This is a genomic window from Microbacterium sp. NPDC089320 (genome assembly GCF_040684875.1).
In the GTDB taxonomy this organism is placed as follows: Bacteria; Actinomycetota; Actinomycetes; order Actinomycetales; family Microbacteriaceae; genus Microbacterium.
On record NZ_JBFBGY010000005.1, the window covers coordinates 85,606 to 96,544 of the forward strand.

Consider the following 10,939-nt stretch of genomic DNA (forward strand, 5'->3'; position numbering starts at 1 on the left):
CCGGGCATCTGTGCAGATCAGGTAAGGCTCAGCTAAGTTAGAACCGTACCGATCCGCCGAACCGGGGTTATGCCGTGCGCTCATCCGCGCCTCTCCTCCGCGTGCGTGACCTCTCGATCACCCACGCCGACGCTGTGCACCCTTCGCCGCGGGACGTCACCTTCGACATCGAGCCGGGCGAGGTCGTGCTGCTTCTCGGCCCGTCCGGGTCGGGCAAATCCACGCTCACCCTCGCGCTCAACGGCCTGATCCCCCACGCGGTGCCGGCGGCCATGACGGGATCTGTCGAGGCCGGCGGCATCAGCACGGCCGAAGCCGACACCGCATCGCTGAGCACGCAGGTCGCGATGGTCTTCCAGGACCCGGACGCGCAGATCGTCACGGGCACCGTCTACGACGAGGTCGCCTTCGGGCCCGAAAACCTCCTGCTGTCGCTCGACGAGGTGCACGCGAGGACCGCCGACGCACTGCGCCGTGTCGGTCTCTGGGAGCGGCGCGACGAGAACCCCGACCGCCTGTCGGGCGGAGGCCGTCAGCGTCTCGCGATCGCGTGCGCACTGGCCATGGGATCGCCCCTGATCGTGCTCGACGAGCCGACCGCGAATCTCGACCCGCAGGGCATCGACGACGTCTACGCCGCACTGACCGAGGTGATCGCAGCCGGCGATCGCGGCATCCTGCTCGTCGAGCACAACCTCGATGCCGCCATGGGCTTCCTGACCCGCACGATCGTGCTCGACCGGACAGGCCGGGTCGCGTTCGACGGCCCACCGACCCGGATCATCCGCGAGCACGCGACGGAACTGGTCGAGATGGGCGTCTGGCTGCCCGCCGCGACCCTGGCTGCGCTGCGCATGCAGGATGCCGGAACGCTCGAGGTCGACGAGCTGCCGCTCACGCCTGAGGAGCTCGCCGCGGCGCTGGCCGCCGCATCCGCCGTGCCCCGGACATCCTCCGCCCCAGCCCCGGCCCGCCTGCAGGATCAGGGCACGGATGCAGGACCGGGAGCCGTTGTCTCACCCGACATCCGTGCTTCGGTCCTGCGGACGGACGACGGATGGACGGACGAGGCGGACCGGCAGAGCACCCCGATCGTCCGCGCGCGCGGTCTCACCGTGCGCCGGCACCGGATGGAGATCCTGCACGGCATCGACGTCGACATCCAGCCCGGGAGCCTGACGGCGATCATCGGCACCAACGGCGCGGGCAAGACCACCCTGCTGCAGGCGCTCGCGGGCGTGGTCCCGCCACCTCGACGGCAGGTCACGGTCGACGGCATCGACCCGGGGTCGGCCTCGCCCCGTGAGCTCTCGAGCCGCATCGGATTCGTGTTCCAGAACCCGGAGCACCAGTTCATCGCGCACACCGTGTTCGACGAGCTGGCGCATGGGCTGCGACTTCGGCACACCCCGGATGCCGAGACGCGTGAGCGCGTCGACGCCATGCTCATCCGCTTCGGTCTGGAGGCCAAGGCCGACGTGCACCCCTTCCTGCTCTCGGGCGGCGAGAAGCGCCGCCTGTCGGTCGGCACGGCGCTGATCACCCGCCCCCGAGTGCTCGCGCTCGACGAGCCGACCTTCGGTCAGGATCGCGCCCGGGCATCCGAACTCCTCTCGCTATTGCACGACCTGCGCGACGAGGGGACGACGATCATCATCGTGACCCATGACCTGCAGCTCGTCGCCGAGCACACGTCGCACACCGTGATCCTCAAGGACGGTCGCGTGCACGCCGCCGATCGCACCGACGTGCTCTTCCGCGACGAGACGCCGTTCGTCGACGCGGGGCTCCGGCTCCCCACGCTGCAGCGCGTGCTGGCCGCGGCGGGTCGGGCGATCGCATGAGCGCCGGCGCCTTCGACCCGTACGCCGCGATGGCGGCATCCTCCCCGCGCCACTTCCTGTATGCGCTCAACCCGCTCGCGAAGCTCGCCGGAGTCGCCCCGGCCATGGTCCTGCTGATCTTCGTGCGCGACCTCGCCACGCCTGCCGTCTTCCTGGTCTCCGCTGTCGCGCTGATCGTCGCCGGATCGCGCGTGACCCGGCGCATCGCCGCCGTGCTGTTCCTGGCCCTCCCGATCGGCATGATCGCGATCGGACTCGGATTCTCGCTGTGGGTCGACCCCGAGATCGTGCGAGACACCCCTGCCGTGCTCGAACTCGGCGACTGGACGCTGCACCGAGGCGCCCCCGCGATCGGCTTCGCCACCGCCCTCCGGCTCGGCGCGATCGTCGCGCTCGCCCTCATCGGCGGCCTGACCACCACCGGCCCCGACCTCGTGCGCGCGAGCGTGCAGCAGCTGCGGGTGCCCTACCGGATCGGCTACACGGCTCTGGCCGCCTTCCGCTTCGTGCCGCGCTTCGGGCATGAGCTCGCGGTGATCAGAGCCGCGCATCGCGTGCGCGGGCACCACGGAGGCAGCAGTCCCCTCGCGCGCATCGCGCGCGGCTGGGGATACATCGTCCCGCTGCTCGCGGGAGCGATCCGCCACGCCGAGCGTGTGGCCCTCGCGATGGACTCCCGTGCCTTCGGCGCCCACGCGACGCGCACCGAACGGCACCTCGTGCCGTTCCGCCTCCGCGACACGGTCTTCATCATCGCCGCCATCGCCGCATCGGCAGCGATCTTCCTGTTCCTCTTCCCCTGGCAGCTGCCCTGAAAGGCGCCCGCATGGCATACAGCAGACTGGTCAAGCCCGAGTCCCCCGAACTCCTCCACCTCCGCGTGCTGCGCACCGAGCGCCTCTCCGAGCACTGGATGCGGATCACCCTCGGCGGAGGCGAGATCGAGGAGTTCCGCCCGATGGGCTACGACCAGTGGTTCCGGCTGTTCCTGCCGATCGGCGGCGACGCAGGTCTCGATCGCGTTCCCGCGAAGGCGAACAGGATGTTCGGATACCTCAAGTTCCTGCGGATCCCCGACGGCGAGCGACCGGTCATGCGCAACTACAGCGTGCGCGCGTACCGACCGGCCGCCGGCGGGTCGGGCGCCGAGATCGACGTCGACTTCGTGCTGCACGGGTCTGCCGCCGACGGCACGGCAGGACCCGCATCCCGATGGGCGGAGACCTGCGAACCCGGGGAGCACGTGCTGATCATCGATGAGGGCCTGGCATTCAACCCTCAGCGCGGAACGGACCGCGTGGTGCTGATCGGCGACGAGACGGCGCTGCCCGCCATCGCCTCTATCTGCGCATCGCTGCCTGCCGACGCGACCGGAACGGCGATCATCGAGGTCCCATCCGACGACGACGCCCTGGAGTTCGCGCATCCCGCCGGTGTCGAGATCGTCTGGCTGGCGCGCCCGCATGAGTTCGACCCCGGCTCGTTCGCCCTCGCTCGGCTGCGAGAGCTGACGCTGCCCGCGGCGCCGTTCCACGCCTATGCAGCGGGTGAGCAGTCGCTCGCCTCGGGTGCGCGGAAGCACCTCGTCGGCGACCGCGGGGTCGACAAGAACGATGTGAGCTTCTGCGGATACTGGAAGATCGGCGCGGCCTCGCCCACCTCGAAGGCAGCCCGCGAGGCGGCGGCGGAGCCCCTCGCATGAGCGGGGCAGATGCTGCACTCCCGACCCCGTCCTCCGATCAGCAGGGCGGTGCGGGGCCGGAAACGCGCCCCGACGCGCCCGCAGAGGTGCAGAATCGACCTCGCACCGCCGGCGGACGTTCGCGATTTCGCATCCCGACCGCGATCCTGTTGACGTGCGCGGCGCTCGGAGTCGCCGGCGGCGCGCTCCTCGCTCCCGCAAACTGGATCTCGACGATCCTCTTCCCGGGCCTCCCCTTCGTCAGCGTCGCGCTGGCCGGACTCTGGCTGCTGCCGTCGGTGATCGCCCTGCGACTGCTGCGTCGCCCGCTCGTGGGACTGCTGGTGGGCCTCCTGGCCGGACTCGTGATCGTCCCCTTCTCGGGATACGGCTTCGGCAGCGTCGCGACGAACCTGTGGTGGGCGGCGTTCACCGAGCTCCCGTTCCTGTTCGTGCTCTGGCGCTATTGGGGAACCTGGTTGCACTACCTCGGCGCGGCCATCGTCGGCATCGTCTATCCGATCCTCGCCTGGGCATCGTTCGACCTCGGCACGTTCGACCCCGCGCTGCAGATCGCCTTCTTCGCGATCACGCTCGCGAGCTGCCTCGCCGCCACAGCGCTCGGCATCCTGATCGCCGACCGGCTGCGTCGCGCGGGTGTCGGCAGTCGTCTGCCTCGCTGACCCGCGCTCCGTCCGACCCTCAGAGCGAGAGATGCAGGCGTAGGGCGTCGTCGATCGCGGCGACGAGTTCCGCCGGCACCCAACCGATAGGGCGCACGATACGCGTGACCGCGATCGTTCGCACCTGCTCGGCCTGCGCCTTCGAATCGCGGTCGAGGCCAGTCGCGTCGGCCGGAAGCAGCACGTGGAAGGGCAACACCCGGGCGACAGTGGACGTGACCGGCACGACGGTCACCGTCGCGCGCGGTGAGCGCATCGCCGCGGCATTCGCCGCATTGTTGCTGACGAGAACGGCGGGCCTGGTCTTACTCGCCTCCGAACCGACCGCAGGGTCGAAGGACGCGAGCAGGATCTGTCCTCGTCGCAGCAGGGGGATGGACGCGTCCGTCATGCGGACGCCAGGCCATCCGCGTCGGCCGCATCCCACGCGTCGTCGTACCCCTGGGCGAAGGCCTCTGCGTAGGCATCGGCAAGTCGACTCTCGCGCAGAAGTCGAACGGCATCCTGCACTGCGGCAGAACGCGAGGCGTACCTCCCGCTCAGCGTCTCGAGATCGAGGAACGCGATATCGCCTTCACTCAGGCTCAGACTCACTTTGGCGTTCGTCATACGTCGATGCTACTCGAGTAGCAACGCTTCTCCTACTGCCGCTGTACGCGAAGGGGCCCAGGATGCCGTCATCCTGGGCCCCTCTGCGCGATGCGTCAGCGCTTGCCGACGATCTGACGACCCACGAGGTCACGCATGATCTCGTTCGTGCCGCCGTAGATGCGGTGCACCCGGGCGTCGGTGAACGCGCGGGCGATCGGGTACTCCATGATGTAGCCGTAGCCGCCGTGCAGCTGCACGCCCATGTCGAGCACCTCCCACTCGCGCTCGGTCGCCCAGAACTTGACCTTCGCGGCATCCTCGGCCGTGAGGGTGCTGTTCTTGTAGGCGATCAGCGCACGGTCGATGTACGCCCACATCGCGTCAGTGGTCGCCGCCATGTCCGCGAGCCGGAAGCGGGTGTTCTGGAAGTCGGCGATGCGCTCGCCGAACGCCTCGCGATCTTTCGTGTACGCGACGGTCCAGTCGAGGGCGGCCTGAGCGGCCGCTGCCGCGGCGACGCCGATCGACAGGCGCTCGAGCGGCAGGTTCAGCATCAACTGGATGAACCCCTGGCCCTCCTTGCCGCTGATGAGGTTCTCGTCGGGGACGAACACGTCGGTGAAGCTGAGCTCGGCCGTGTCCCAGCCGTGGAAGCCCATCTTGCTGAGCTTCTTGCCCTGGTCGAAGCCCTCCATGCCCTTCTCGACGAGCAGCAGGCTGAACGCGTCAGGACGATTGCCCTCGCCCGTCTTGACGAATGTCACGACGACGTCGGCCGTCGAGCCGGACGAGATGAACGTCTTGGCGCCGTTGAGGATGTAGCCTCCGTCGACCTTCTTGGCGTTGGTCTTGATGCCGCGCAGGTCGGAGCCCGCTCCGGGGTCGGTCATCGCGAGCGCGCCGAGCACCTCGCCCGTCGCCATGCGGGGCAGCCACTTCTCCTTCTGCTCCTGCGTGCCCATGTGCACGAGGTAGGGGACAGCCAGGTCGTCCTGGATGCCGAAGGCGCCGGCCAGCGAACCGGCTCCGGAGGCGATGACCTCTTCCATCACGATCGTGCGGAAGCGGTAGTCCTGCAGCATCCCGGCACCGCCGAACTCCTCGGGAACGGAGAGTCCAATCAGGCCGGCCTCGCCGGCTGCCAGCATGGTCGCCCGGTCGATCTCGCCGGCGGCATCCCACCGCTCGATCGCCGCGTTGTTCACGTGGCGCTTGACGAAGTCCTTGACGAGGTCGCGGAATGCCTCGTGATCCTCTTCGTAGATGTCGCGTTCCATTGCGTCCTCCCGAACGTTCGTGCGTCGTTGCTCCGGTGATTCTATGTCGGGTCGCCGACACCCCGACAGCTCGTTGTGAGAATGCATCCCACAATCGGTGAGACTCGGTACCGCGATTGTCGGATGCCGCAATCGGCGCGCCCGCGCCCCGCGATGCCGCCCTCCGGCGCTCCGAGCGCCGCGCTCAGTGGGTGTAATCGGGGGCCGCGGGGAGCCCGAAGAACTCCTCGAGCGTGTGATAGCCGCCCTGGTGGTAAGCGGCCGCGAGCTCCCTGCCGAGATATCGCAGGTGCCAGGGCTCGGGCTTGTAGCCGGTGACGCCGGAGCCCACCTGCTCGTAGCGCACGATGAAGCCGTACTCCCACGCGTTGGCCGCGATCCACTCCCCCTGCACCGTCGACCCGAACGCCTCGATGGCTCCGCACGACGAGTCGCACGCCACGAGATCGATCGCGAGCCCCGTCTGATGCTCGCTGTGTCCGGCACGCGCCGACGACGCATCCGCACCCGCCTGGCCGCTGCTGCGCACATGAGCGGCGTGAGTCACGACCTGCAGCTCATACGATCGATAGCCGTTGTTCGCGCCGATGCGCCCCGCCCCCTCGGCCGCCGCCGCGTCGACCATCTCGCCGACCGCCGCGGCGACGTCGGTTCGCGCCTGACCGGAGCGAGTCGTCATCTGCAGCGGAAGATCGGTGAGCGACGACGGCGCGAAGGAGACCGGAACGAGCGGACGCGCCTTGTTGACGACGACCCAGACGTGAGCGGGGTCGTCGAGCGCGACGCAGGGCGCGTTGCCGGCGACGACAGCGGATCGGAAGCTCTCGCCACCCCCGAAGCCGGCGATGATCGCCGCGTCGTCGGCGACGGCTATCGCGTCGAGCACACTCGGCTCCGAACACGGATCCGCCGCGGTGGTCGCACCGACCTCGACCGCCGGCACGTCCTGCACCGCGGTGGGCTCGGGCATCGCGAGCTCCCCGCGCACCGCCGGCTGCATCGGTGCGCCGGCGAGCGACAGCAGGACGCCGATCGCCGTCACCGCGAGACCGAGGGGCAGTGCGGGTCCGAGGATCGGGGAGCGCGGCGCCGCATGCTGAGGCTGCGGCGGGACGGACATGCCTCTATTGTCCCCTTAACTCGAATAGAACAGATGTCGCATTCGGGTTGACCGGAGCATCGTTCATATGTTCGAATGTTCTTCATGCGGTGGCAGGGACAGAAGCTCGGTGACGTCGATGCCGCAGCGCTGCCCGGACTCGAGAACCGCTCGAACGTGCTCCGCACGGTGACCACGCCCGACTTCGCGGGCATGACGTTCCACGAGGTGCTATCGAAGTCCGCTCTCAACCACGTGCCCGGCGCTTCGCGCATGCCGTTCGCGTGGACCATCAACCCGTACCGCGGATGCAGCCATGCCTGCGTCTACTGTTTCGCCCGGGGAACGCACGAGTATCTGGATCTCGACGGCGGATCGGATTTCGACTCGCAGATCGTCGTGAAGGTCAACGTCGTCGAGGTGCTGCAGCGAGAGCTGCGCAAGGGCAGCTGGGAGCACGAGACCGTTGCGCTGGGCACGAACACCGACCCATATCAACGGGCCGAAGGCAGATACAAGCTGATGCCGGGGATCATCGACTCCCTCGCCGCGTCCGGCACGCCGATGTCGATCCTCACGAAGGGCACACTGATCCGGCGCGACATCCCCCTGCTGGTGAAGGCCGCGCAACGGGTGCCCGTCGACATCCAGATGTCGATCGCGATGTACGACGACGAGCTGCAGAAGGCCATCGAGCCCGGCACTCCGACGACACAGGCGCGGCTCGACACGGTGCGGGCGCTGCGCGATGCGGGATTCCGGGTCACCGTCTTCCTGATGCCGATCATGCCCCACATGACCGACTCCGTCGAGGCGATCGACACCGCGCTGCGACGCATCAAGGAGGCGGGGGCGAATCGCGTGATCTACGGCGCCCTGCATCTGCGCGCCGGCGTGAAACCCTGGTTCATGCAGTGGCTCGGCGAGTTCCGGCCCGACCTGGTCTCGTCGTATCGCGGGCTCTATCCCGGTGTCTCCGCCGAGGCACCGAAGGGGTACCGCCAGTGGCTCGCCAAGCGGGCGCGGCCGCTGATCCGACTGCACGGGCTCGACGGGCAGCACGAAGACGACTACCCGGTGCGCGGCATCCGCAGCGGGCAGGGTCACGTCGGCTCCGTCTGGCGCCAGGACGACACGACGTCGTCGGCCCGAGCGCGCACCGCGGTGGCTCCCCGACCGACGCGGGCGTCGTCTACGGCATCCGCGCCATCCGCTCCATCCACTCAGCCGATGCTGTTCTGAGCGTCGTCGCTCGCTCGCCGGAAGATCGGGTGGCGCCGCGTAGGCTCGGACATTATGGCTATCGGCTCCACCATGCACACGTTCGACGTCCAGCTGGCCGACATGGACCGCGGGGTCCACGACGACTTCTCGCTGCGTGCGGCGCGGCATCCGTCCGAGACCGACGCCTACATGCTGACCCGCGTGCTCGCCTACGGGCTCGAGTTCACCGAGGGCATCATGTTCGGGGGAGGCATCTCGCAGACCGATGAGCCCGCCGTGCTCGTGCGCGACCTCACTGGAGCGACGACGGCGTGGATCGAAGTCGGCGCCCCCGACGCCGAGCGCCTGCACTACGGCAGCCGTATCGCCGAACGCACGGTCGTGTACACGCACCGCGACCCGGCCAAGGTCATGGCGCCGTGGGCCGACAAGCGGATCCATCGGGCCGAGGACCTCAGGGTCTACAGCTTCGACTCCGGCTTCATCGATGCCGCCGCGCCGCTCATCGAACGCCGCAACACGATGACTCTCACCGTCACCGAGCAGGTGCTCTATCTCGACCTCAACGGCACGGCCTCGAGCACTGCGATCCACGAGCACGAGCTCGGCTGAGTCGACAGCGCTCTTCGCGGTCAGCAGCCGCGTCGCGCCCGCGCTCCCTCGCTGCGTCGCACCCGCGCACCCTCGCTCCCTCGTTGCCCCGTCAGGAGGAGAACTGCCTCTCGGGAGGAGGTTCCACGCCCAATCGTCCTCCCCGGGCGCAGTTCTCCTCCCCCGGCGCAGTCCTTCCCAGACGCCGTCCTCTCTCGGAATGCTGCCGCGTCGCGGCACGGCGAAGGCCCCGCCCCCGCAGATGCAGGGACGGGGCCTTCGGGCGCGAGGGTCAGGACGTGAGGTCTGCCGCGGTCGGCACGCGACCGGCGATCTCCTCGATCAGGTCGTCATCGAGACGCGCGTTCTCGAACGGTGCGTCGATCTCGGCACGCTCCAGCAGCTCGGTCATGCGGCGCTGACGCTGACGCGTGATGAGCGTGACGACGCGGCCCGAGCGACCGGCGCGGCCGGTGCGGCCCGAGCGGTGCAGGTACGTCTTGTACTCGTCGGGAGCATCGGCCTGCACCACCAGATCGATGTCGTCGACGTGGATGCCGCGGGCGGCGACATCCGTGGCGACGAGAACGTTCACGCGACCGGACGTCAGACGCTCGAGGTTGCGCGTGCGCTTGGCCTGATTGAGGTCGCCGTGCAGCGACACCGCGGGGATGCCGGCGTCGTCGAACTGCTCGGCGAGCATGTCGGCGTAGGCGCGTGTGCGGGCGAAGACCAGCGTCTTGCCGTCGCGGTCGACGAGCGAGGTGAGGATGTCGGCCTTGTCGCGGTGCTCGATCACGAGCACGCGGTGCTCGATCGTGCTCGAGTCCTGGTCTTCACCGGCGACCTCGTAGACGGCCGGGTCGACGAGGAACTCGTCGACGAGCGCCGCGACCTCACGGTCGAGCGTGGCGGAGAAGAGGAGCTTCTGGCTGCCGTCGGCCGTGTGACGCAGGATGCGCTGCACGGGCTCGACGAATCCGAGCTCGCACATGTGGTCGGCCTCGTCGAGCACCGCGATACGGCAGTCCGAGAGATCGAGCTTGCCCTGAATGATGAGGTCCTCGATACGACCGGGGGTGCCGATGACGATGTCGACGCCCTTCTTCAGCGCGCCCACCTGACGCCCCTGCGGCACACCGCCGTAGATCTGCGTGGTGAAGAGGCCGACACTGCGGGCGATCGGCTGGATGGTGCGGTCGATCTGCAGCGCGAGCTCGCGCGTCGGCGCAAGGATGATCGCGCGGGGCGACCGTCCGAACTCGCGGCGCTTGCCCGCCTGCGACTGCAGCACACGCTCGACGAGCGGTGCACCGAATGCGATGGTCTTGCCCGAGCCGGTGCGGCCACGGGCGAGCACGTCGCGTCCTGCGAGCACGGCTGGGATGCTGGCCGCCTGGATCGGGAACGGCGTGGCCGCGCCCATGTTGCCCAGCGTCTCGACGATGTTCGACCCGAGGCCGAGGTCGGCGAAGGTCACACCGTCGACCTCGACCGCTGCGACGGACTTGGCCTCGAGGCGCTCGTGCACGACGTCGTCTGTCGGCTCGAAGGCGGTCTTGGGCTTCTTGTTCCAGTCATCACGGCTGGGGCGCGAGTCGCGAGCGGTGCGGTCGTCGCGGCGGGGACGCTCGGTGCGGTACGCGCCACCGGTCGACGGACGCGAGCGCTCGTCACGGCCACCCTCGATCGACCGCTGCGCGCGGTCACGGTCGAACGCGCGACGTGCGCGGTCGGCGTCGTACGAACGCTCCGGGCGCTCCGGGCCACCACGGTCGGTGCGCTGGGGGCGGTCGTTGCGGTCATTGCGGTCGAAACGGGGGCGCTCGGCGCCACGATCGCTGAACCGAGGACGCTCAGCGCGGTCGCCACCACGCCCCTGACGGTCGCCGTACCCACGGTCGTCGCGCTGCGGACGGTCGCTGCGATCATTGCGGTCGAAGCGAGGG

Annotated in this window: 11 protein-coding genes; 6 read left to right on the forward strand and 5 right to left on the reverse strand. The window is 69.1% G+C overall.

Going from position 1 to position 10,939, the window contains the following annotated elements; genetic code table 11:
- The first annotated feature begins 74 nt into the window (after positions 1 to 74).
- From AB0N61_RS14450 to AB0N61_RS14465, 4 genes are read left to right on the forward strand one after another with little or no spacing between them, the layout of a single operon-like run.
- A complete protein-coding gene (locus AB0N61_RS14450) occupies positions 75 to 1,844 on the forward strand; it encodes an ABC transporter ATP-binding protein (protein WP_363365043.1) in 1,770 nt (589 codons plus the stop codon).
- The gene (locus tag AB0N61_RS14455; protein WP_363365044.1) at positions 1,841 to 2,659 is read left to right on the forward strand and encodes an energy-coupling factor transporter transmembrane component T; all 819 of its coding nucleotides are present in this window, start codon (positions 1,841 to 1,843) and stop codon (positions 2,657 to 2,659) included. The genes AB0N61_RS14450 and AB0N61_RS14455 overlap by 4 nt, the downstream gene beginning before the upstream one ends.
- Positions 2,660 to 2,670: 11 nt before the next feature.
- Positions 2,671 to 3,546, forward strand: a complete 876-nt coding sequence (locus tag AB0N61_RS14460; RefSeq protein WP_363365045.1) for a siderophore-interacting protein — start codon at positions 2,671 to 2,673, stop codon at positions 3,544 to 3,546.
- On the forward strand, positions 3,543 to 4,208 hold the full coding sequence (locus AB0N61_RS14465) for an ECF transporter S component (RefSeq protein ID WP_363365046.1): 666 nt from the start codon (positions 3,543 to 3,545) through the stop codon (positions 4,206 to 4,208). The genes AB0N61_RS14460 and AB0N61_RS14465 overlap by 4 nt, the downstream gene beginning before the upstream one ends.
- 19 nt (positions 4,209 to 4,227) lie before the next feature.
- Here the strand turns inward: AB0N61_RS14465 and AB0N61_RS14470 are convergent, their stop codons facing one another.
- From AB0N61_RS14470 to AB0N61_RS14485, 4 genes are all read right to left on the reverse strand, one after another.
- On the reverse strand, positions 4,228 to 4,599 hold the full coding sequence (locus AB0N61_RS14470) for a type II toxin-antitoxin system PemK/MazF family toxin (protein ID WP_363365047.1): 372 nt from the start codon (positions 4,597 to 4,599) through the stop codon (positions 4,228 to 4,230).
- Positions 4,596 to 4,817 carry a type II toxin-antitoxin system ParD family antitoxin gene (locus AB0N61_RS14475; RefSeq protein ID WP_167945310.1) on the reverse strand — a complete coding sequence of 74 codons (222 nt, stop codon included), beginning with the start codon at positions 4,815 to 4,817 and terminating at the stop codon, positions 4,596 to 4,598. Before AB0N61_RS14475 ends, AB0N61_RS14470 begins: the two co-directional genes overlap by 4 nt.
- Positions 4,818 to 4,912: 95 nt before the next feature.
- Positions 4,913 to 6,076, reverse strand: coding sequence for an acyl-CoA dehydrogenase family protein (locus AB0N61_RS14480; RefSeq protein WP_363365048.1), 1,164 nt, complete (start codon positions 6,074 to 6,076; stop codon positions 4,913 to 4,915).
- 184 nt (positions 6,077 to 6,260) lie between these two features.
- Positions 6,261 to 7,196 (reverse strand): M15 family metallopeptidase, encoded by a 936-nt coding sequence (locus AB0N61_RS14485; RefSeq protein ID WP_363365049.1) that lies wholly within the window; start codon positions 7,194 to 7,196, stop codon positions 6,261 to 6,263.
- A gap of 84 nt (positions 7,197 to 7,280) precedes the next feature.
- On the opposite strand from AB0N61_RS14485, the gene AB0N61_RS14490 reads away from it, so the two are divergent.
- Positions 7,281 to 8,417, forward strand: a complete 1,137-nt coding sequence (locus tag AB0N61_RS14490; protein ID WP_363365050.1) for an Rv2578c family radical SAM protein — start codon at positions 7,281 to 7,283, stop codon at positions 8,415 to 8,417.
- Positions 8,418 to 8,471: 54 nt separating this feature from the next.
- Entirely contained in the window at positions 8,472 to 9,011 is a 540-nt protein-coding gene (locus tag AB0N61_RS14495) for a YaeQ family protein (RefSeq protein WP_363365051.1), read from the forward strand.
- Between the two features lie 271 nt (positions 9,012 to 9,282).
- Here the strand turns inward: AB0N61_RS14495 and AB0N61_RS14500 are convergent.
- The coding region (locus AB0N61_RS14500) for a DEAD/DEAH box helicase (RefSeq protein WP_363365052.1) at positions 9,283 to 10,939 on the reverse strand (1,657 nt) is incomplete at its 5' end.